This is a genomic window from Hoyosella rhizosphaerae (genome assembly GCF_014643175.1).
GTDB lineage: Bacteria > Actinomycetota > Actinomycetes > Mycobacteriales > Mycobacteriaceae > Lolliginicoccus > Lolliginicoccus rhizosphaerae.
Genome location: NZ_BMJH01000003.1, coordinates 224,856 through 246,171, shown reverse-complemented (window position 1 = coordinate 246,171; position 21,316 = coordinate 224,856). Strand labels below are relative to the sequence as shown.

Here is a 21,316-nt window from a genome sequence, read left to right as displayed (position 1 = left end):
GCAGTCTGACAACGACAGCTGCAACTACACACCCGCTTGAAATCGATATGACGGCGCTGCACAAGACGCAGTTCTGCCAGCCATACTCTCGGTCCACTCACGTCTTTATTGTGCCATGAATCGGGCAGGGGTCCCGAATGTGCAGGTTATGGGGTGATTTCGCAGTGGCGTAGGCATGGGTCACACTCAAAGGGACGTCACAATCAATCAAAGGGATCGCGTGGAACTGAACCTCTCTGCCGACGTGCTGGCTACCGTGCGCACTCGTGCATTCGGTGTGTATGTCCATGTTCCTTTTTGCGCTACCCGCTGCGGGTACTGCGACTTTAATACCTACACGGCTGGCGAACTCGGTTCGAGCGCGTCCCCGGACTCGTGGCTCGAAGGGTTCAAGCGAGAAATTGCCGCAGCAGGAAAAATCTTTTCCGACAGTGATTGCTCGCGACCCGCCGACACAATATTTGTCGGTGGTGGCACCCCGTCGTTGATCGGCGCCCACATGCTGGGGGAAGTCGTCTCTACTATCCGCACCACTTTCGGGCTCGCACCAAACGCAGAGGTGACGACCGAAAGTAACCCGGAGTCCACATCTGCTGAATTCTTTTCAGACTTGAAGGGCGCTGGGTTTACGAGGGTTTCGCTGGGGATGCAATCTGCCGCCGAGCATGTGCTGAAAACTCTCGATCGAACGCACACACCGGGCTGCGCAGTTGATGCCGCTAGAGAAGCAAGAGCTGCGGGTTTTGACCACATCAACCTCGACCTCATTTACGGGACCCCAGGTGAACGGACACGTGATCTCGACGCGTCCCTTGATGCAGTTCTCGAGGCAGGGGTTGACCATGTGTCGGCCTATGCGTTGATCGTGGAGGAAGGTACTGCGCTTGCACGGAATGTTCGCAAAGGCATTGTGCCTTCCCCCGACGATGATGTGCTCGCTGAACGATACGAACATATTGATCGGCGCCTCTCCAAAGCAGGGTTGACCTGGTACGAGGTGTCGAACTGGTCATCGGGTGGGCAAGCGGAGTGCCATCACAACCGCGGATACTGGAATGGTGATAACTGGTGGGGGGCAGGCCCTGGTGCGCACAGTCACATCGGTGGGGTTCGGTGGTGGAACACCAAGCACCCAGCTAGGTATGCGCAGCAACTCGAAGGCGGAGACCTACCCGTTGCCGGTGTCGAATTTCTCACACCTGCCGAGCAGCACGTGGAAGGCATCATGCTTGCTGTGCGAATGCGAGACGGGCTTGATCTCACCGCGCTGTCGGAACGCGAACTTCACGCGGCGAATTCTTGTGTCACGGACGGGCTTGCGACGGTTGTTGGGTCTCGAATGATTCTGACCAAACGCGGCCGACTTCTGGCCGACGGTGTGGTGCGACGCATCGTCAGTGCCACCTAGCAACTGCGTCCCAACGGGGGCCGGGTGAACAGTGAACTGTGGGTATAGGCAGCAAGGGCGCTAAAATAACGCAAGACTTGCATACATAACAATGTAAGAGTGAGCGGGAGGTGATGCATCTATGCCGATTCCGGAAGACAGGCGCTTCGCGGTGTTGCAGGCCATTGTGTCTGATTACATCTCCACCCACGAGCCTGTCGGGTCGAAGTCCTTAGTTGATAGGCACAGCCTTGGTGTGTCCAGTGCAACGGTGCGCAACGACATGGCTGTACTCGAAGCGGAAGGGTACATTCGCCAACCGCATACCTCGTCAGGCCGGGTGCCGACCGATAAGGGCTATCGCCAATTTGTTGACCGACTAGCCGAAATTAAGCCTCTCTCACCGCCCGAACGTCGTGCCATCATGGAGTTCCTCGAAGGCGGCGTTGACCTCGACGACGTTCTACGCCGTGCCGTTCGACTATTGGCGCAGCTCACACGGCAAGTAGCTGTGATGCAATACCCCCGACTTACCTCCTCGACCGTTCGACACATTGAGGTCGTGCCACTGAACCCAGCGCGGCTGCTCCTCGTCATCATCATGGACACGGGACGAGTAGATCAGCGCCTCGTTGAACTCGGTGATGTGATCTCCGAAGAGCAGGTTGCACACCTTCGGGCGTTGTTGGGATCTGCCCTCGAAGGTAAGCGTCTTGCCGCAGCGTCAGTCGCCGTCGCGGAACTTGCGACCCAAGCCCCCGTCGACATCCGAGACGCAGTCTTGCGCAGCGCCTCAGTGTTGGTGGAATCGCTTGTTGAGCGCAGCGAAGATCGCCTTGTCCTCGGCGGAACATCAAACCTCACAGTGAACGCAGCCGATTTCGGTGGGTCACCCTCCGGAATGCTCAGCATCCTGGAGGCGTTGGAGGAACAAGTCGTTGTGCTGAAGCTTCTCGCCGCAGTGAAACAGCCAGGCATGGTGACGGTTCGCATCGGTGAAGAGATGGAAGACGAACAGATCCGAAGTGCATCCGTCATTACAACCGGCTACGGTTCCGCAGGAACAACATTTGGTGGGGTCGGCATTCTCGGCCCAACTAGAATGGACTACCCGTGGGCCATTGCAGCTGTGTCTGCGGTAGCCCGATATGTGGGGGAGGTACTTTCCGCACGGTGAATCACCGGACACCCAGATTGGCTAGTGGCGGTCACTTCGTGCATCGTGTTGTGCTGGGCGATGTGAGTACGCAGACGCACCAGAAGTAGGCGAGTACGGTCGGTAGGTGGCTGCCGCGCATACTTGAGGCACCCTTTGGGCCGTTAAGCGGCCCGCAGATTCAGAACAGGACGACATACAAACGTGGCACGTGACTACTACGGGACGCTCGGTCTCTCGAAGACAGCGACTGATCAGGAGATCAAGCGCGCATACCGCAAGCTTGCGCGCGAATTTCATCCCGATGTCAACCCCGACCCCACAGCTCAAGAACGCTTCAAAGAAGCCACAACAGCGTATGAAGTGTTGAGCGATCCCCAGAAACGTAAAATTGTTGATATGGGTGGGGACCCATTGTCGGGACCAGGTGGTGCCGGTGCCCAAGGCGGGTTCAACGGCCAAGGTTTCGGTGGGCTCGGGGACGTGTTCGAGGCGTTCTTTGGCGGCCAAGGCGGTGGCACCCGTGGCCCCCGCAGCCGTGTCCAACCCGGCTCAGATGCCCTTATTAAGGTGCGTCTTGACCTAGCGGAATGCGCGCAGGGCGTTACCAAGCAGGTAACCGTCGACACCGCAATTTTGTGTGATTCGTGCCATGGCTCCGGGGCGAATGGCGATTCGAAACCAGTTCAGTGTGAAAGTTGCCGCGGTTCGGGCGAAATCCAGTCGGTGCAGCGCAGCTTCCTCGGCCAGGTCATGACCAGCCGCCCGTGCCCCACCTGTAGTGGGTTCGGTTCGATCATTCCTGATCCATGTCGCAAATGTAGTGGCGAAGGACGGGTACGTGCTCGCCGCGACATCAGCGTGCGGATTCCTGCTGGTGTTGCCAGTGGGATGCGGGTGCGTCTGGCCAGTCAGGGCGAAGTCGGCACCGGCGGAGGACCCGCTGGCGACCTGTACGTCGAGGTTGTCGAGCAGCAGCATGACACCTTTGTTCGCGATGGAGACGCGCTGCACTGCACCGTCAAAGTACCGATGGTTGACGCCGCACTTGGTACCACCGTGACCATCGAAAGTCTTATCGATGGTCCCATCGAACTTGACGTCGATCCAGGCACGCAACCCGGCGCGATCGCCACCGTGCCGAACCAGGGCATGCCGCGACTACGCGCGGGCAGTCGAGGCGACCTCTACGTCCACCTCGATGTGGTCATTCCCACCAAACTTGACCACAAGCAAACCGAAATTTTGCGCAAGTTCCGCGATGCCCGCCACCGCGACAACGCTGAAGTGGTCAACAGTAACTCGCACCAAGGCGGAAAGATTTTCGCCAAGCTTCGCGACTTTGTCAGTGGGCACTAGCCCGTGGCTGCGACAATTTTTCATCTCGAATCCATCCCGGACCACAATGGTGGACTCGTCGTCCTGGACGGACCTGAGGGCCACCACGCCGCGACAGTGCGCAGAATGCGGGTTGGTGAAGAACTGATCCTCACCGACGGTGCGGGGAGTACGGCTCGAGGTGTGGTTGAGCGCGCAGCGAAGGATGTTCTAGAAATCAGGGTTACCGAATGCGGCCACGCGCACAAGCCGGTTCCGCACATCACAATTGTTCAGGCGTTGCCGAAACTGGAGCGCTCAGAACTAGCGGTGGAGCTCGTTACCGAAGCCGGCGCTGATGTGATCATTCCTTGGTCCGCATCACGGTGCGTGGCCAAGTGGGAAGGTCTGAAGCTAAAAAAGGGCGTCGACAAATGGCGCAAGACTGCCCTTGCAGCCGCGAAACAGTCTCGGCGAACATTCTTCCCCGTTGTAGCAGATGTTCACACGTCAACAATGGTCGCTGAACTGGTATCTGAGGTCACTGCCCGCGGCGGTGTTGCCATCGTCTTGCATGAAGCATCGATGCGGCGGATCGCTGATATTACCTTCACGGACGCACCTGAGGTGGTTCTGATTATTGGGCCCGAGGGTGGTGTGGCGCCGGAAGAATTGGATCGCTTCGTTGGCGCTGGTGCACTATGCGCGCTTCTGGGTCCTACAGTGTTGAGGACGTCCACCGCAGGCGCTGTCGCGCTGGGGGCGCTTGGCGTCCTCACACGCAAATGGGACACACCACCGATCGATTGACGCTGGTCGTAGAAACTCACGCGACGTCGCGCGCAAAAGCGGCATAAACTAACACTACGGAGCTGAGCAACACGGTTCGCTTCGCCCATGTGACAGCAGTAGAAGGCAGGTTTGGACGTCCACGTGTCGCCCCAGAATGAAGACAATGGTGGCTCTCGCTTAACTGGAGGGCCTGAAACCGAACGATCCGTTCGCGCGAGCATGCAACTTCCACCGAAGTCAGTGCTTCCGCTCCTGGGGTCGTCTGACCGCAATTTGCGGTTGCTGGAGAAACTCCTTAATGCTGACATCCTGGTTCGCGGCAACGAGGTAACGCTGAGCGGGCATGCGTCAGATGTAGCACTTGCTGAGCGCGTGCTCGAAGAATTGCTCGTGATCGTCCTGCGTGATCAACACTTGACACTTGATGCGGTTGAGCGTTCGGTCGCCATGCTCACCGATGGGACGCACGACTCGCCAGCTGAAGTGCTCAGCCTCGACATCGTGTCCCGCCGCGGCAAAACGATCCGGCCAAAAACGCTCAACCAAAAAACTTACGTCGATGCCATTGACAAGGCGACCATCGTTTTTGGTATCGGCCCTGCTGGTACAGGCAAGACGTACCTTGCGATGGCAAAAGCTGTGCAAGCTTTGCAAACCAAGCAAGTCAATCGGATCATTCTTACGAGGCCTGCCGTCGAGGCAGGGGAGCGGCTCGGTTTTCTCCCCGGCACGCTCAATGAGAAGATCGACCCTTACTTGCGGCCGTTGTATGACGCCCTGCACGACATGCTTGACCCTGAGGCAATACCGAAACTGATGCAGGCTGGCGTTATCGAGGTTGCGCCGTTGGCGTACATGCGCGGTCGGACGCTAAACGACGCCTTCATTATTTTGGACGAGGCGCAGAATACGACGCCCGAACAGATGAAGATGTTTCTGACTCGGCTCGGTTTTGGCTCAAAGATCGTGGTTACCGGCGACGTGACACAGGTAGATTTACCTGGTGGCACGAGATCCGGTTTGCGCCTTGCATCGGAGATCCTCGACGGTATCGAGGGCATAAACCTGATTCGGCTTACCAGCAAGGACGTGGTGCGCCACCGTCTCGTGTCGGAAATCGTCGATGCCTACGAAAAATTTGAAGAAGCGGATAATGCGGAAGAACCGCGTCCACTGGGCAGGGCGAACAGGCGAAAAGACATGTGGAAAGGGAACACCGCACGGTGAGCATCGAGGTTAACAACGAGAGTGGCGTCGCCGTTCCCGCTAAACGACTGATGTCGGTCGCACGGTATGCCCTAGATCGGCTCGACGTACATCCGGCTGCCGAATTGTCGATGGTATTCGTTGATCTTGACACGATGTCTGATTTGCATCAGCAATGGATGGATCTCCCCGGTCCCACCGATGTGATGTCATTTCCCATGGATGAGTTGACGCCAGGTGGACGCCCGGATGCGAGCGCACCGGGACCTGCCATGCTGGGCGACATCATTATTTGCCCACAGTTCGCGGCGGCTCAAGCTAAGAGCGTGGGCCACACAGTGGACCATGAACTGGCAGTCCTGACAGTTCATGGAGTACTGCATCTGTTGGGGTATGACCATGCCGAACCAGATGAAGAAAAAGAGATGTTTGCGCTGCAGAATCAGCTACTCACAGACTGGGTAGAAGAACAGCAGAAGCAGGCGCGCAAAGTGGCGCAGATGGAACGCGACCGGAAACTGCTCGGCAAGGTCGGCCTTCTGGACGACCCCGACGCTGGTGGTAGGTAACCGCTGGTGGAATCTGAATTGTGGCTAATTTTAGTCGCAGCAGGCATGGTGCTCCTTGGTGGTGTTTTTGCTGCAACTGACGCGGCGCTAAACACGCTGTCAATTGCGCGCGTCAACGAACTTGTGGATGCAAAGAAACCTGGTGCGTCCGGTCTTCTCAAGTTGGTAGGGTCTCGGCCCCAGTACGTCAACCTCACTGTTTTGCTGCGGGTAACGTGCGAAATCACTGCAACAGTGGTGTTGGCGGCATTTCTCTTGGAAAAGCTCGATACAAAATGGGCCCTGGTTGTGGTGGCACTCGTCATGGTGCTGGTGAGCTACGTCCTCATCGGAGTGGGGCCGCGAACACTCGGCCGCCAACACGCCTACTCAATTGCCGTAGCTGCGGCGATCCCGATCAGACTGTTGGGAATGCTGTTAGGTCCGCTGATGCGCGGCATGATCTTGCTCGGTAACGCGGTCACACCGGGCAAGGGGTTCAGGAATGGCCCCTTCGCATCGGAAATCGAACTCCGCGAATTGATGGACATAGCTCAGGAACGCGGCGTGGTAGCGGCAGACGAACACCGCATGATTCAGTCGGTATTTGAACTCGGTGACACCATCGCCCGTGAGGTTATGGTGCCCCGCACCGAAATGGTGTGGATCGAAGACGACAAGCACGCAGGCCAGGCAACCTCGTTGGCGGTGCGCAGTGGGCATTCACGCATACCCGTAGTGGGCGAAAATGTTGACGACATTCGGGGAGTTGTTTACCTCAAGGACCTCGTGACGAAGACATACACCGCAGTCGATGGTGGGCGCAGTGTGACCGTTCGGGAATTGATGCGCCCGGCAGTGTTCGTGCCGGACACAAAACCACTTGATGTGTTGTTGCAGGACATGCAAAAAGACCGCAACCACATGGTGATCCTCGTAGACGAATACGGGGGAGTTGCCGGAATTGTGACTATTGAAGATATTCTTGAGGAAATTGTCGGCGAGATCGCCGATGAGTATGACACTGACGAAACTCCGCCAGTGGATGAAATAGGTGATGGCGTTTACCGAGTCTCAGCTCGACTACCAGTCGATGATCTTGGTGAACTTTTTGGTGAACGATTCGGTGACGAAGATTTTGAAACAGTAGGCGGATTGCTAGCGCACGAACTTGGCCGAGTCCCACTTCCCGGGTCCGATGTCGTGGTCCAGGGAATCCATCTCACCGCAGAGGGTGGCAAGGACGTGCGAGGGCGCGTCCGAATTCATACAGTCTTGGCAGAGCGTGTTCCTGAGGATGCGCTGTCCGATGCTGACGATAATCTCGAACTTACTCGAGGTAAAAGCGAAGGAAAGACCAATGACTAGTGAATTTCGTTCCGGTTTTGTATGCCTGATTGGTAGGCCGAACACTGGCAAATCGACATTGACGAATGCTCTCGTGGGCGCCAAAATTGCCATTACCTCGTCGCGTCCGCAGACTACCCGCCACACCATTCGGGGCATTCTCCACCGCGAAGATGGACAAGTAATCCTTGTCGATACTCCGGGTTTGCACCGGCCTCGTACGTTGCTCGGTCAGCGCCTGAACGATCTGGTGCGCGACACTTACTCCGAAGTTGACGCGGTGGGTGTGTGTATTCCCGCTGATGAGAAGATCGGACCTGGCGACAAGTGGATCCTCGAGCAACTTAAGTTGGTGGCACCAAAAACACCAGTCTTCGGTGTGGTCACAAAGATCGACAAGGTGTCAAAAGACGCCGTTGCGCACCAACTCATGGCGTTGTCAAAGGTGCTTGGTCCCGAAGCTGAAGTTATCCCGGTGTCGGCCGTTTCCGGTGACAATGTTGACCGGTTAGCTGGTTTGATGCGTTCGCTAATGCCTGAGGGGCCTGCTCTTTACCCCGACGGCGAACTCACCGATGAGCCAGAAACTGTGTTGATGGCGGAGCTTATCCGGGAAGCGGCACTTGAAGGTGTTCGCGACGAATTGCCGCACTCGCTTGCCGTTGTCATCGAAGAACTCAAGGAATCGAAGAACAGCTACGGCGTTCCGGTGCTGACCATTTTTGCCAACTTGTATGTGGAACGGCCGAGCCAGAAGTCCATTGTCATTGGTCGCGGTGGTGCCCGGTTGCGTCAAGTGGGCATTGAGGCGCGTCATCAACTTGAGCGCATTTTTGGTACGAAAGTATTCCTCGACATGCACGTCAAGGTTGCTAAAGACTGGCAGCGTGATCCCAAACAACTGGGCAAATTGGGCTTCTAAACCCAACACTTCAAAGGTATGCCCAGTCTTACCGTGCGCGTAAAACTGGGGCGGTTCACCATTTTGGTTTCCGTCGTTCACCTTGTGTTCTCCTGAGGGCGTAGATCGTTCATCTACAGGCGCTACGTTTCACCTGTTTGGCGGATTCGTCGAAGCCAAGAATGAACCCTCCCAAGGAGAAAAGTATGCGTAGTTGGCGCTCAGTGGTCGCAATTGGAGCAACGGTACCGTTCGTTGCATTTGCTGCAGCCTGTGGCAGCAATGGCGACTCAGAATCAGCTGAAGGTTCCCTCAGCGGTAACCTCACCGGAGCTGGCGCAACCTTCCCCAACCCCGTGTTTCAAGAGTGGGCAGATTCCTTCCGGCAAGAACAGCCGGGCGTGCGCATTAACTACCAAAGCATCGGGTCCGGCGGCGGAATCGAACAGTTCCTTCGCCAAACGGTCGATTTCGGCTCCTCCGAGCGCTACCTCACCGACGATGCACTCGCTGAAGCGGCTGAAGGCCGTGGCTGTGAAGCAATCCAGTTCCCCGTGATCTTCGGTTCAGTTGTCATCGCATTCAACGATGACGCACTTGACGGACTGGTCCTCACCTCAGACGTGATCGCGCGCATCTACGACCGTGACATCACCAACTACAACGATCCAGCGATCCAGGAACTCAACCCTGACATGGATCTGCCCGACCTCAACATCATTCCGGTCCACCGCTCGGACGGCTCCGGAACCACTTACGTGTTCACGCACTACTTGAACACTGAAAACGAGATGTGGGCCGACAAGTACGGCGAGGGCACTGAGGTGCAGTGGGCCAGCGGCACCATTGGCGGCCAGGGCAACGAAGGCGTTTCATCTCAGGTCGAGCAGAACCGCGGCGCACTTGGCTACGTCAACCAGGCATACGCCATGGAAATCGGAATGCCACAGGCAGCCATCGTGAACTCCGACGGCGAAGCTATCTCCCCAACGCTGGAAGCGACAACAGAAGCCTCCGAGCTCGCGGAAATCCCGGATTCATTCCAGTTCGACATTGACGGCATCGGCGGCGAAGGCTACCCCATCACCGGAACCAACTGGATCTTCGCCTACGAGTGCGGCTACGACGACACCACAGCCGACATGCTCAAGAGCTACTGGACCTGGGTTCTGACCAGCGATGAAGCTGACGAACTGGCACTTGAGCTTGGCTACGCACCGATGGGCGCAAGCCTCAAGGAGCGTGTGCTCGAGCAGGTTGAACGAATCAACTCACAGAACTAACGAGCTGACTAGTAAGGCCAGTTGGGGCGTGGCCGATGCGAAAAAGCATCGGCCACGTTTGGCCGGTTACACGGCGCCACAACCGCTCGATCTCAATCTTTGGAGATAAAACCTATGTCGGTCGTCACACCGCCAAGCGGTCCAGAACTTCGCAACACCAGTAGCAGCAGATTCGCGGACCCGATCTTCCGTTGGACCGTCACCATTGCTGGTACCACCGTCCTCATTCTTCTCGCCCTCATGGTCATCCGCACGACCCAGGACGCATGGCCGGTTTTCCAAAAAGAAGGCTTTTTCGGGTTCTTGTTTGGGACGACCTGGGAGGCGGGATACTCGCGCACTGAGATCACCGGAACATACGGTGCTTGGCCCTTCATCTACGGCACCGTGGTCGTGGCTATCATCGCGATGATCATTGCTCTGCCCCTCGCGATCGCAGTGGCGCTCTATTTGACACAGTTGGCGCCATTGCGTCTGCGCAACCCGCTGTCGTACACAGTGGAAATGCTTGCCGCTGTGCCGTCCATCATCTTTGGCATGTGGGGCTTTTTCTGGTTGTTGCCGAATGTGCTTCGCCCGTACGTTCTGGAACCACTAGAAAAGGCCTTCGGCTGGTTCTTTCTCTTCGAAGGACCAGTGTTCGGCGTCAGCTACCTGAGCGCAGGAATCGTTCTCGCCATCATGATTCTGCCGATCATGACGGCGATCTTCCGTGAGGTGTTCACCGTTAACCCGATCGACCAGCAGCACGCCGCATACGGGCTTGGCGCCACCCGCTTCGAAGTGATGCGGAAGATTATTTTGCCGTCGAGCCTTTCCGGCATCGTGGGCGGAAGCATGCTGGGTCTCGGTCGAGCTTTGGGCGAGACTGTGGCGGTGCTGTTCCTCATTGGCAGCACTCAAAAAGTGAGCACTAGCTTGCTTCAGGGCGGCGACTCCATGGCAGCGCACATTGCCGCCACTTTCCAGGACGCGTCCCCTGAATCCATCCGTGGCCTTATGGCAATTGGTGTCGCATTGTTTGTCGTCACCATGATCGTGAACGTGGTCGCCCGCCTCATCGTGTGGCGGCTCGGTCGTATGACGGGAGATTCGGCAGTATGACGACTTTAGAAACACCAGTGCCCGCGGGCCATCGGAGCCTACGGCAGCGGGCCGGCAATGCCGGACGGCGCACCACATCTGACAAGGTCTTCAATGCAGTGCTGACGATCGCCATGGTTATCGCTATGGTTCCGCTCTTCGTCATTATTGGCTACGTTACGTATCGCGGCATCGGGGTCATTGGCTGGGACTTCTTCACACTAGAAGAGCCGCCTTACCGCCGCGCTGGTGGCGGCTACGTCGCAGGCTTCTTCGGCACGCTCTACATCATGGGCCTCGCCATCCTGATGGCAGTGCCGCTCGGTATCGCTACCGCCATCTACGTTGTCGAGTACGGCCAAGGCAAGCTTGCGATGGCGATTCGGTTCTTCTCGGACGTGATGACAGGTATTCCCTCGATCTTCGTCGGCCTGTTTGTGTATGGCTTAATGGTGTCTGGCTGGATATCGGTCGGCTTCGGAACCTTCGTCGCCGCCGTCGCTATCGCGATCATCATGCTGCCGATCGTGACGCGGTCCGCTGAGGAAATGCTCAAACTGGTGCCGGACGAGTGGCGCAACGCCAGCTACGGCCTGGGTGCGGGCAAAGCGCAAACAATCCTCAAAACGGTTCTCCCCGCGGCAGCACCTGGACTCATTACCGGGTCAATGCTCGCAATAGCTCGTGGTATCGGTGAGACTGCTCCGCTTATTCTTACGGCGTTGGGCTCCGTCTTCATCGTGACGACATTGCAGGGAGATCCGCAGGCAGCCGTGCCGCTGCAGATCTACAACGGGGCGCGCCAACCCTTCGAAGAGGGATTGAACCGCGCCTTCGGCGGTGCTCTCAGCCTGTTTGTTCTTGTCCTCATCATGGTTGTTGCCGCACGAATCATCGGCGCCCGAGCCAACAAGCGGAAGTGATGACAACTATGACTGTTAATCAGACCGAAGAGCGAGCACCCCGAAACACCACCGGTGACGCCGTGTTCGAAATCGACCAGGTATCGGTGAACTACGGAAACTTCACCGCATTGCGCAACGTCAGCTTTGACATCTTGCGCAACGAAGTGACGGCGCTCATTGGGCCGTCAGGCTGCGGTAAGTCGACGTTGTTGCGGTGCCTCAATCGGATGAACGACCTTATTCCAGGGGCGTCTGTGGGCGGCGAAATCCGCTTCAACGGTGAGAGCATCTACGAATCTGATATCGACCCGGCGGAGGTGCGTAGGCGAATCGGAATGGTGTTCCAACGCCCGAACCCATTTCAGATGTCGATCTACGACAACATTGCCTTCGGCCCGCGTCTTAATGGGTACCGCGGCAACATGGACGATCTGGTTGAAAAATCACTTCGTCGTGCTGGGTTGTGGGACGAGGTGTACAAGAAGCTGAAGGAAAGCGGCACCGCAATTTCTGGTGGGCAGCAGCAGCGGTTGTGCATCGCGCGAGCAATTGCGGTGGAGCCTGAAGTGTTGCTCATGGACGAGCCGTGTTCCGCCCTCGACCCGATCGCAACGCTGAAAATCGAAGATCTTATTCGTGAACTCGCTGGTCAGTTCACCATCGTCATCGTCACGCACAATATGCAGCAAGCTGCACGCGTGTCCGACAAGACAGCGTTCTTCAGCGTCGAGGACGGTGACGGTGACCGTCGCGCGGGCGAACTTGTTGAGTTTGCTGAGACGGACCATATCTTCACCAAAACAACCAACAAGCGGACCGAGGACTACATCAGTGGCCGCTTCGGCTGATCACACAGAACCGGGCGGTACGGCGAACCCGGCCGCCCGGTCTGGTGATTTCCCCCAAACACAAGGAGTAAAACCCATGGCCCACGCGACATCTCCCAATACACACGTGTCCGCGGATGCACCGCAGAAAACGCCGGGACTCCACCTTGATGTAGCGCACGCAAAGGCATCCCGTCCAGCCAGTCGTAGTGGGCCCGCCATCACATGCGACGACGTGAAGGTTTTCTACAAGCAGCACCTTGCCGTCCGCGACGTTAACCTCTCCTTCGCGCGCAACGAAGTGTCAGCGCTTATCGGCCCTTCCGGATGCGGAAAGTCAACGGTGCTGCGTTCACTGAACCGCATGAACGACCTGATCCCCGGTGCTCGTGTCGAGGGTATGGTGCGGTTTGAGGGGACGGATATTTACGGCGAAGGCGTTGACGCTACCGAGGTTCGCCGTCGCATCGGCATGGTGTTCCAAAAACCGAACCCGTTCCCGAAGTCAATCTACGAGAACATCGCGTACGGTCCGCGCGTCACCAAGATGCAGGTCGACAACATGGACGATCTTGTCGAAGAGGCGCTCCGCAAAGCCGCCATCTGGGATGAAGTGAAGGGCAAGCTAAAGGAAAGCGCGCTGGCGCTCTCCGGTGGGCAGCAACAGCGCCTGTGCATCGCGCGTGCGATTGCTACAAAACCTCAAGTGATTTTGATGGATGAACCGTGTTCGGCGCTCGACCCCATCGCAACCCTCAAAATTGAGGACCTGATGGAAGAACTCACCAAAGAGTTCACCATCATCATCGTCACGCACAACATGCAGCAGGCAGCTCGTGTATCGCAGCGCACCGCCTTCTTCACAGCGGAAGCCGACGAACACGGTGATCGCACCGGCCGACTCGTGGAATACGACGAAACCGCAAAGATGTTCAGCAACCCCAACGACCAGCGCACCGAAGACTACATTTCAGGTCGCTTCGGCTAAACAATTCGACAAGTCCAACTTTGAGTAGGGCGCAGAAGAAATAGGTGGATTCACATGGTGGTGGCGAACTTGGAGGTCGCGTTCGTGAGTGCAGAACGGCTCGCGCAACTCGGCGATCCCAGCGCGGTTCGCCTACACCCATTGGTGCTGGTCGTTGATGACAACGCTGATGGGGTGCAATGCCTCGTTGACAGTATCGGCGGGCTTCCGTTTGACCTGCATGTGTGTTCAGAACCTGCGGAGGCTCTGCTCATTGTCGGTAGGGTGCGACCGGACGTGGTTGTGGTGGCGCCAGTCGATGGGCTTATTGACTCCGTTGCTTTTGCCTCCATCGTGAGGCAGGGCGACCCCGATTTGCCGATTTTCGCTGCCGCTAGCCCGGACGATGCGGACTTTGTGGCGAGAGTTTCTACCATTGCGAACATCGTCATTCCTAGGCCGTATCGCGTTCACGAGTTGCCTTCGCTGGTGCATTCCTTTGTGCGGCACGCTATGGGTGACGCGAGACAATCACCGATCGACCTAGGACGCCTCGTTGTTGATGGCGCTACTCCTCAAATGTGGCTTGATGGAGACTGTGTGCGGTTGCCCCCGCGTGAGTTCTTGCTCCTACGGTTTTTCGCTGAACACGTGGGGCAGGTCCTCAGCAGAAGTGACCTCATCCACGCAGTGTGGGGCGAAAGCACTACAAACAGCAATACGTTGACCGTGCATATTGCTCGTCTGCGGCGCAGACTTGGCGATGACGAACACAACCCGCAATGGTTGCGTGCAATTCGGGGAATGGGCTACCAATTCCAGGTACCTGCACGGTAGGTCCATTCAGGGACACGAAACGAGTGGCACCCAGAATGTCCGACAGCAGTGGCAAACTAGTGGCGTGAGGTATTACAGGGAATCCGCCGTCGTTCTTCGCCAACATAAGTTGGGCGAAGCCGACTACATCCTCACTTTGCTTACCCGTGAGCACGGGATAGTTCGGGCCGTCGCCAAGGGTGTTCGGCGCACACGATCAAAGTTCGGTGCACGGCTAGAGCCGTTTAATCACGTCGATATTCTTCTTCATCCCGGCCGCAACCTTGACATCGTCACCCAGGTGCAAGCGCTCCACACCTTCAGCGCCGATATCGTGCTTGAGTACGGTAAGTACACGGCGGCATGCGCAGTGCTTGAAACTGCGGAACGGCTCGCAGGTGAAGAACGCGCACCCGCTACCCGGCTCTACCACCTCACTGTCGGTGCTCTTAAAGCGGTAACTGTGGGGGAACGTCCCATCGAGCTGATCCTTGATGCATACCTGCTTCGCGCGATGGGCCTTGCTGGCTGGGCGCCAGCGCTCACTGATTGCGCACGATGTAGCGCACCTGGGCCGCACCGCGCTTTTCACGTCGCGGCAGGAGGCGCCGTGTGTGTTCATTGCCGGCCCAGCGGCGCGGCCACCCCGCCGCTCGGTGTGCTGGACCTCATGGAGGCGCTGGTGCGCGGTGATTGGAGTTCAGCAATTGACACGTCGGCACAGGTGCGGCGCAATGCGAGTGGTCTCACCGCAGCGCACCTGCAGTGGCATCTCGAACAACAACTCCGTTCCCTCCCGCTGATCGAGCGAACCCGGCCGCACGCTATCGCCGAGACACCAGATTCTGCCGCTGCAGTGGTGTAACCGCGCCACCTGTTGCACTACAACGGACCACCATCGGGCAAGATGGGGCGTGTGACTCAGCGACCATCCTCCTGGCAGAAACCGACGGCCGATGCGCACGCGTTTCGTCCGCCAGATCCGCACCCATCGGGGGAGCAACCGCCTAAGTTGCCCCAAGAACTAGTACCCAAACACGTCGCCTTGGTGATGGACGGCAACGGGCGCTGGGCCCAAGAGCGGGGGTTGCCGCGGACTGAAGGCCACAAACGCGGTGAAGCCGTCCTCATGGATGTGGTGAGTGGTTGCATCGACATCGGAGTCACGTGGCTCTCTGCATACGCCTTTTCCACCGAAAATTGGCGGCGCAGCCCTGACGAAGTACGTTTCCTCATGGGTTTCAACCGTGACGTGATCCGCCGACGGCGTGACGAGATGCACGAGATGGGTGTGCGTGTTCGCTGGGCAGGTCGTCGTCCGCGGTTGTGGCGCAGCGTCATCCGCGAGTTGGAGGTAGCCGAAGAGCTCACCAAAGACAACACAGTGATGACGTTGACGATGTGTGTGAATTATGGGGGACGGGCCGAGATCGTCGATGCTGCACGGGAGCTCGCGCGCAAGGCGGCTGCTGGCACAATCAATCCCGAAAAGATCACAGAGGCGATGTTTGCGCGTCACCTCGATGAACCAGATATGCCTGACGTCGACCTTTTCCTGCGACCATCAGGTGAGATGCGGATCTCGAATTTCTTGCTGTGGCAATCCGCTTATGCGGAGTTCGTTTTCCAAGAAACATTGTTCCCCGACTTCGACAGGCGTGACCTCTGGCGGGCATGTGTCGAGTTCGCCAAACGGGACAGGCGCTACGGCGGTGCGCAGTAATCGTTCGTTCATCAATTAGACGAAGCTGACGGCCCGGTCTGTGAACTTGCGGCGAACGTGATGGCTTGCCGCATCAATGACCAACACTGTCACCAGGATGACAGCGAGTACCACGACGAGTTTGTCCATCTGGAAAAACGTGAGGTAACCCGTTAGTAGCGTGCCGATGCCTCCTGCGCCCACAATGCCGAGCACAGAGCCGTGGCGCACGTTGTACTCAAATACGAACAGCACATGTGCGAGAAGCTGGTTTGCTGATTCGGGAATTACAGCATGACGAATGATGTGGATCCGTGACACCCCGCAGCCAGTGAGCGCCTCGGCGGCATCTCTGGGCAGCCCCTCGATTGCTTCGTACTGCAATTTTCCCAGCATCCCCACTGAGTACACCGTCAGCGCGAGCACTCCGGCAAGCGGACCGAGCCCGACAACTGCGACAAAGATTAGTGCCCACAGGATGCTTGGCATCACGCGGAGGCAGGCAAGAACCGTACGTGATACCGCACCGATCACGCCGGGATAGACGTTGCGTGCCGCGAGCAGTGACAGTGGTACGGCAACAACGGTAGCGGCGAGTGTGCCGAGAAGCGCCATCTGCAATGTTTCCACCATCGCCCGGGCCGCAAGCGGAATGACCGATGCGTCCGGCGGAACTGCGCGCTCAAAGAACATCCACGCATTGGTCATGCTTCGGCTGAGCTGACGGCCCCCCAAATCGAGGCTGAACACACTTGCGATCGCTGCTACCGCGATGAGCGCGACAGTGATTCGCCTAAACATGGTTCGCCACGATCTTGTGGGCCAACTGATACCGCTCCGGGCTAGGGTGCAGCGTCGCTTCGATGGTGCCTGCGCCAACACAACACACCGTGTCGGCAACGCGACAGACCAGTTCGAGGTCGTGCTCAACCAGAATCACTGCTGTGCCGCAGCGCGATCTGAGGTCGGTGAGAGCGGTCACGACGGTATCGCGGGTGCGATGGTCGAGTTCGCACAGCGCTTCGTCAGCAATGAGAACGGCAGGTTCCGCGGCGAGCGCGCGAGCGACCGCGACTCGTCGACGCTGCCCGCCAGACAGTTCGTCCGGGCGCTTATCGGCGGACCCCGATAGTCCGACCGCAGCGAGTGCGCTTCTGGCGGCGTGTGTCTGGTCGGCGGTAAATGAGCCGAGGAGATTGCCCATACCAGTGCGGCTCATCCGTCGCGGCAGTGTGCCGAGCAGTACGTTGCGGAGCACGCTGGAATGACGGACCAGGCCGAGCCCTTGTGGGATGTAGCTCACGGCCTGGTGGTGTGAAGGCCGATGCAAGCTCCCGGAGAGTGGGCGGATGAGTCCCGCAAGGGTCTTGACCAGGGTGGATTTTCCTGCACCGCTCGGGCCCGCCAATGCCACTAGTTCGCCGGGCGCCACTGACAGATCGACCCCCGAGATTACTGGGTACCGGGGGTCATATCCGCAGGACAGGTTTTGTGTGCTGAGCACGCGGTTAGTTGCCCCCGCCGAAGTGGTTCTCTATGCCGGGGACATGCTGCACGACGTCGCCATATGGGGCTAGGTGGCTTTCCGCGGTCACGGTGCGGAAACTCTCTGCGCCAAGAATTTCTGTCAGGATCTGCTGCCCGGACTCATTGTCCGAGAGTGCATTGTCCGAGAGTGCGAGAAAGGCTTGTTGTAGAGCGGCTCGGTCGCTGTCTGGAAGCGTGGGGGAGACCATGACTGGGTGACTCGGTACTCGCACTAGTCCACCGGTGCCTTCAAGAGCTGGATCTGCTCCGCCTGATGCAGGTACCCACTCATACGCTGACCGGGGTAGACACCACGGTTGTGGGTCTTCGGTGCCACAGAAATCATTCCACGCGGTGCTGCGCCCGGTGGCGACGTCGCCTTCCCCCGTGGATAGGCACTGAAGTGCGCCAAGGTAGCCGCCACCGATTTTGGAACTGGCGAAGAACTGCTCGCGGGCTTGTCGCAGGCTTGAGATGTCGTCGGTGTCGAGGTCGGTCATGTCGATGTAGCCGTGCCCGATGAGGTAGCCCATGGGGACGAGCATGCCGGTTCCGGCGAGCTCACCGGTGTGGCAGCTACGGGTTCCGCGCATGCCTTCAATGTCATTGATTCCGGAGTCGGCAAGTGTCCAGAACCCTGCGATATAGGAGGTGTCGCCACCTTCCTGGACGGCAGCCGCAATTGCTTCGGCGCCAAATGTTGACCATGCGATCCATGATGGCCCGCCGGACATGTACGCCACATCGGCCTGGCCAGTTGCTAGGGCGGTGATCTGAGCTTGGTCGTCCAAAACCGTTAAAACATCCGTTGGAGTGCCGGTGGCATCAGTAATCCACTGGGCGAGGGCGTCTGCGGATTCGACAAACTCTTGGCGATCCTCTGCGACCTTAAAAGCGACGACATAGGAGTCGCTAACCGGGTCTGCGGTCCCGCACGCGCTGACGGTTGCGGCTAGGCCTGCGCCAATAACGGTCGCGACTATTTTTAGCGTCATAACTTTTAAGTATCGCCTCTGCTGAGTAAAAGTTTCGGTCACCCGAAGAAAATGGTGTACCGAACCTTACCGGCGGAGGGGTTATGCGCAAAACAGGCTAAACGGTCAGCGTTTCTGGCAGGTCTGACACATGCCGAAAACTTCCACCATGTGCGTGATTTCTGTGAAGCCGTGGCGGTCTGCGACGTTGCGCGCCCACTGTTCTACTTCCTCGCCTTGCACTTCGACAGTGAACCCGCACTCTCGGCACACCAGGTGGTGATGATGGGTTGTCGAACACCGTCGGTACAGCGCTTCGCCCGTGTCGTTGCGGAGAACGTCGACAGCGCCGCTTTCGGCGAGTGATTGCAAAGTTCGATATACCGTGGTGAGGCCGATGCCGTCGCCGCGGCGGCGGAGCTCTTCATGCAATTCCTGGGCTGAGCGGAACTCATCAACATCGTCGAGGAGTGCGGACACAGCGCTTCGCTGACGAGTTGATCGCACGCCAATAGTTGGTGCGGGGCGCTTGCTTGAACTGGTCGTCGTCATGAGGACTCCTCGGCATGGGCGATTGCATCGGTGATGATGTGTGCGAGATGGTCGTCGACAAGGCGGTAGAGAACTTCCCGCCCCGATCGCTCGCCATGTACCACTCCTGCCGCTTTTAGGACTCGTAGGTGCTGGCTGATGAGCGGTTGGGTAACACCGAGTGCGTCTTTGAGTTCGTGGACGCACCGTTCTGATTCGCGCAGTTGGAGAACGATGGCGATGCGCACGGGGGCAGCGAGGGCGCGCAATAGTTCACCGGCGGCGATCAGTGTCTTCTGCGGCGGGAGGGGAGCGGCGGGTGTGGTTGGTTTGGTGTGCTCCTCGTCATGGTCAAGTGGATCGTGATTGACGGCAGTGTTGGTATTCAGGGTCACTCCGTTCACCTTATTGGAAATAATAACCATTATTATATGCGTGACTGTGCATGTCAATACTGTCACGGGAATGGCGTATCGTGCCAAGAAGCCCCCGAGAACGCGCCACAAACACCACACCGGTTTAGACTTCGGAACCCCGTTGCCTAGACTGACCTAGACTGGCAAGTTTCTCCTCGCTGACACAACAGCGCAGACACCTCGCGACAAGATGGAGTGCACCTTCAGTGGCAGGCAAGTCCAACCGAATCGACACGGTAGTCAACCTATGCAAGCGCCGCGGCCTCGTTTTCCCCTGCGGTGAAATTTACGGCGGAACACGCTCCGCCTGGGACTACGGACCACTCGGTGTAGAACTCAAAGAAAACATCAAAAAGCAGTGGTGGCGAAACATGGTCACCAGCCGCGACGACGTCGTGGGCCTCGACTCGTCCGTGATCCTCCCACGGCAAGTGTGGGAAGCATCCGGACACGTTGAAGTCTTCTCTGACCCGCTTGTCGAATCGCTCTACACACACAAGCGGTATCGGGCAGACCACCTCATCGAGGCTTACGAAGCCAAACATGGCAAACCACCGGCCAACGGTCTCGCTGACATCAACGACCCCGACACAGGGCAACCAGGCAAGTGGACAGAGCCACGAGCATTCTCCGGGTTGATGAAAACCTTCCTCGGACCAGTTGATGACGAAGAAGGCCTCCACTACCTTCGCCCCGAAACAGCGCAGGGCATCTTCGTCAACTTCGCCAACGTCATGACTTCCGCTCGAAAGAAGCCACCCTTCGGCATCGGGCAAATCGGCAAGAGCTTCCGCAACGAAATCACCCCAGGAAACTTCATTTTCCGCACGCGTGAGTTCGAGCAGATGGAAATGGAGTTCTTCGTCGAACCCGGAAGCGATGAAGAATGGCACCAGTACTGGATCGACTACCGACTCAAGTGGTACACCGACCTCGGTATCAACCCAGAAAACTTGCGCCTATTTGAGCACCCCAAGGACAAGCTCTCGCACTACTCCAAGCGCACCGTTGACATCGAGTACCTATTCGGGTTCTCAGGCAGCGGATGGGGCGAGCTTGAGGGCGTCGCCAACCGGACCGACTACGACCTATCAACCCACGCCAAGTCGTCTGGCGTTGACCTGTCGTACTACGACCAAACGACCGGCACCCGTTACACGCCGTACGTTATCGAACCTGCAGCAGGGTTAACACGGTCGCTCATGGCTTTCCTCGTAGACGCCTACTACGAAGACCAGGCACCAAACGCCAAGGGCGGCGTCGACACTCGTGTCGTGTTGCGCCTTGACCGACGTCTCGCACCAGTCAAAGCCGCTGTGCTGCCGCTCAGCCGCAACGCAGACTTGACCCCCAAGGCGAAAGATCTCGCGGCGAAACTTCGGCAGCACTGGAACGTTGACTTCGATGATGCAGGGGCAATCGGCCGCCGATACCGCCGTCAAGACGAGATCGGCACACCGTTCTGCATCACTGTCGACTTTGACACGCTCGATGACCAAGCGGTCACCGTGCGTGAACGTGACAGCATGAGTCAAGAACGCATTGCGCTCGATCAGGTCGAAGGCTACCTAGCCAAGCACCTCATCGGCGCATAAATAACAGCAGCGTAAACAAAGAACGGTGTGCCTGGC

The 21,316-nt window shown here is 57.9% G+C and carries 22 protein-coding genes; 17 read left to right on the top strand and 5 right to left on the bottom strand.

Annotated elements, in window-relative coordinates; genetic code table 11:
- Positions 1-175: 175 nt before the first annotated feature.
- The 16 genes from hemW (at position 176) to IEW73_RS12770 (ending at position 16,258) form a co-directional block, all read left to right on the top strand.
- Positions 176-1,408, top strand: coding sequence for a radical SAM family heme chaperone HemW (gene hemW / locus IEW73_RS12845; RefSeq protein ID WP_188675757.1), 1,233 nt, complete (start codon positions 176-178; stop codon positions 1,406-1,408).
- A 121-nt stretch (positions 1,409-1,529) separates the two neighbouring features.
- Complete coding sequence (gene hrcA, locus IEW73_RS12840) at positions 1,530-2,564, top strand: heat-inducible transcriptional repressor HrcA (RefSeq protein WP_188675755.1); 1,035 nt, start codon at positions 1,530-1,532, stop codon at positions 2,562-2,564.
- Positions 2,565-2,747: 183 nt separating this feature from the next.
- Positions 2,748-3,902: a molecular chaperone DnaJ gene (gene dnaJ / locus IEW73_RS12835; protein WP_188675753.1), complete on the top strand. Its 1,155-nt coding sequence runs from the start codon at positions 2,748-2,750 to the stop codon at positions 3,900-3,902.
- Between the two features lie 3 nt (positions 3,903-3,905).
- Entirely contained in the window at positions 3,906-4,670 is a 765-nt protein-coding gene (locus IEW73_RS12830; protein ID WP_188675749.1) for a 16S rRNA (uracil(1498)-N(3))-methyltransferase, read from the top strand.
- A 201-nt stretch (positions 4,671-4,871) separates the two neighbouring features.
- Positions 4,872-5,879 (top strand): PhoH family protein, encoded by a 1,008-nt coding sequence (locus IEW73_RS12825; protein ID WP_188676910.1) that lies wholly within the window; start codon positions 4,872-4,874, stop codon positions 5,877-5,879.
- Positions 5,876-6,427 carry an rRNA maturation RNase YbeY gene (gene ybeY / locus IEW73_RS12820; protein WP_188675748.1) on the top strand — a complete coding sequence of 184 codons (552 nt, stop codon included), beginning with the start codon at positions 5,876-5,878 and terminating at the stop codon, positions 6,425-6,427. Before IEW73_RS12825 ends, ybeY begins: the two co-directional genes overlap by 4 nt.
- A gap of 6 nt (positions 6,428-6,433) precedes the next feature.
- Positions 6,434-7,774 carry a hemolysin family protein gene (locus IEW73_RS12815; protein ID WP_229675996.1) on the top strand — a complete coding sequence of 447 codons (1,341 nt, stop codon included), beginning with the start codon at positions 6,434-6,436 and terminating at the stop codon, positions 7,772-7,774.
- On the top strand, positions 7,767-8,675 hold the full coding sequence (era, locus tag IEW73_RS12810; protein ID WP_188675745.1) for a GTPase Era: 909 nt from the start codon (positions 7,767-7,769) through the stop codon (positions 8,673-8,675). Before IEW73_RS12815 ends, era begins: the two co-directional genes overlap by 8 nt.
- 185 nt (positions 8,676-8,860) lie before the next feature.
- Positions 8,861-9,937, top strand: coding sequence for a phosphate ABC transporter substrate-binding protein PstS (gene pstS, locus IEW73_RS12805; RefSeq protein WP_188675741.1), 1,077 nt, complete (start codon positions 8,861-8,863; stop codon positions 9,935-9,937).
- 114 nt (positions 9,938-10,051) lie between these two features.
- Complete coding sequence (gene pstC, locus IEW73_RS12800) at positions 10,052-11,041, top strand: phosphate ABC transporter permease subunit PstC (protein WP_188675738.1); 990 nt, start codon at positions 10,052-10,054, stop codon at positions 11,039-11,041.
- Positions 11,038-11,943, top strand: coding sequence for a phosphate ABC transporter permease PstA (pstA, locus tag IEW73_RS12795; protein ID WP_188675736.1), 906 nt, complete (start codon positions 11,038-11,040; stop codon positions 11,941-11,943). Before pstC ends, pstA begins: the two co-directional genes overlap by 4 nt.
- An 8-nt stretch (positions 11,944-11,951) precedes the next feature.
- Positions 11,952-12,773, top strand: coding sequence for a phosphate ABC transporter ATP-binding protein PstB (pstB, locus tag IEW73_RS12790; RefSeq protein ID WP_188675734.1), 822 nt, complete (start codon positions 11,952-11,954; stop codon positions 12,771-12,773).
- 76 nt (positions 12,774-12,849) lie between these two features.
- Positions 12,850-13,740, top strand: coding sequence for a phosphate ABC transporter ATP-binding protein PstB (gene pstB / locus IEW73_RS12785; protein WP_188675732.1), 891 nt, complete (start codon positions 12,850-12,852; stop codon positions 13,738-13,740).
- A 54-nt stretch (positions 13,741-13,794) separates the two neighbouring features.
- A complete protein-coding gene (locus tag IEW73_RS12780) occupies positions 13,795-14,556 on the top strand; it encodes a winged helix-turn-helix transcriptional regulator (protein ID WP_188675730.1) in 762 nt (253 codons plus the stop codon).
- Positions 14,557-14,620: 64 nt separating this feature from the next.
- Complete coding sequence (gene recO, locus IEW73_RS12775) at positions 14,621-15,400, top strand: DNA repair protein RecO (protein WP_188675728.1); 780 nt, start codon at positions 14,621-14,623, stop codon at positions 15,398-15,400.
- A gap of 42 nt (positions 15,401-15,442) precedes the next feature.
- Positions 15,443-16,258 carry an isoprenyl transferase gene (locus IEW73_RS12770; RefSeq protein WP_188675726.1) on the top strand — a complete coding sequence of 272 codons (816 nt, stop codon included), beginning with the start codon at positions 15,443-15,445 and terminating at the stop codon, positions 16,256-16,258.
- Positions 16,259-16,273: 15 nt separating this feature from the next.
- Here the strand turns inward: IEW73_RS12770 and phnE are convergent, their stop codons facing one another.
- The 5 genes from phnE to IEW73_RS12745 all read right to left on the bottom strand — a co-directional run bounded on the left by phnE (position 16,274) and on the right by IEW73_RS12745 (position 19,658).
- Positions 16,274-17,038, bottom strand: a complete 765-nt coding sequence (gene phnE, locus IEW73_RS12765) for a phosphonate ABC transporter, permease protein PhnE (RefSeq protein WP_188675724.1) — start codon at positions 17,036-17,038, stop codon at positions 16,274-16,276.
- On the bottom strand, positions 17,031-17,741 hold the full coding sequence (locus tag IEW73_RS12760; protein WP_188675723.1) for an ATP-binding cassette domain-containing protein: 711 nt from the start codon (positions 17,739-17,741) through the stop codon (positions 17,031-17,033). Before IEW73_RS12760 ends, phnE begins: the two co-directional genes overlap by 8 nt.
- 4 nt (positions 17,742-17,745) lie before the next feature.
- A complete protein-coding gene (locus IEW73_RS12755) occupies positions 17,746-18,759 on the bottom strand; it encodes a phosphate/phosphite/phosphonate ABC transporter substrate-binding protein (protein WP_188675717.1) in 1,014 nt (337 codons plus the stop codon).
- A gap of 105 nt (positions 18,760-18,864) precedes the next feature.
- Positions 18,865-19,290, bottom strand: coding sequence for a Fur family transcriptional regulator (locus IEW73_RS12750; RefSeq protein WP_188675714.1), 426 nt, complete (start codon positions 19,288-19,290; stop codon positions 18,865-18,867).
- Positions 19,287-19,658 (bottom strand): ArsR/SmtB family transcription factor, encoded by a 372-nt coding sequence (locus IEW73_RS12745; protein WP_229676035.1) that lies wholly within the window; start codon positions 19,656-19,658, stop codon positions 19,287-19,289. The genes IEW73_RS12750 and IEW73_RS12745 overlap by 4 nt, the downstream gene beginning before the upstream one ends.
- A 233-nt stretch (positions 19,659-19,891) precedes the next feature.
- On the opposite strand from IEW73_RS12745, the gene IEW73_RS12740 reads away from it, so the two are divergent.
- A complete protein-coding gene (locus tag IEW73_RS12740) occupies positions 19,892-21,280 on the top strand; it encodes a glycine--tRNA ligase (RefSeq protein WP_188675711.1) in 1,389 nt (462 codons plus the stop codon).
- The last annotated feature ends 36 nt before the right edge of the window (positions 21,281-21,316 follow it).

Coding starts and splice junctions, on each gene's coding strand:
- pstS (WP_188675741.1), top strand. CDS start 8,861: ATGCGTAGTTGGCGCTCAGTGGTCGCAATTGGAGCAACGGTACCGTTC.
- IEW73_RS12750 (WP_188675714.1), bottom strand. CDS start 19,290: ATGACGACGACCAGTTCAAGCAAGCGCCCCGCACCAACTATTGGCGTG.
- pstB (WP_188675732.1), top strand. CDS start 12,850: ATGGCCCACGCGACATCTCCCAATACACACGTGTCCGCGGATGCACCG.
- phnE (WP_188675724.1), bottom strand. CDS start 17,038: ATGTTTAGGCGAATCACTGTCGCGCTCATCGCGGTAGCAGCGATCGCA.
- pstA (WP_188675736.1), top strand. CDS start 11,038: ATGACGACTTTAGAAACACCAGTGCCCGCGGGCCATCGGAGCCTACGG.
- pstC (WP_188675738.1), top strand. CDS start 10,052: ATGTCGGTCGTCACACCGCCAAGCGGTCCAGAACTTCGCAACACCAGT.
- IEW73_RS12755 (WP_188675717.1), bottom strand. CDS start 18,759: ATGACGCTAAAAATAGTCGCGACCGTTATTGGCGCAGGCCTAGCCGCA.
- pstB (WP_188675734.1), top strand. CDS start 11,952: ATGACTGTTAATCAGACCGAAGAGCGAGCACCCCGAAACACCACCGGT.
- hrcA (WP_188675755.1), top strand. CDS start 1,530: ATGCCGATTCCGGAAGACAGGCGCTTCGCGGTGTTGCAGGCCATTGTG.
- IEW73_RS12825 (WP_188676910.1), top strand. CDS start 4,872: ATGCAACTTCCACCGAAGTCAGTGCTTCCGCTCCTGGGGTCGTCTGAC.
- era (WP_188675745.1), top strand. CDS start 7,767: ATGACTAGTGAATTTCGTTCCGGTTTTGTATGCCTGATTGGTAGGCCG.
- IEW73_RS12770 (WP_188675726.1), top strand. CDS start 15,443: ATGGGGCGTGTGACTCAGCGACCATCCTCCTGGCAGAAACCGACGGCC.
- hemW (WP_188675757.1), top strand. CDS start 176: ATGGGTCACACTCAAAGGGACGTCACAATCAATCAAAGGGATCGCGTG.
- IEW73_RS12780 (WP_188675730.1), top strand. CDS start 13,795: ATGGTGGTGGCGAACTTGGAGGTCGCGTTCGTGAGTGCAGAACGGCTC.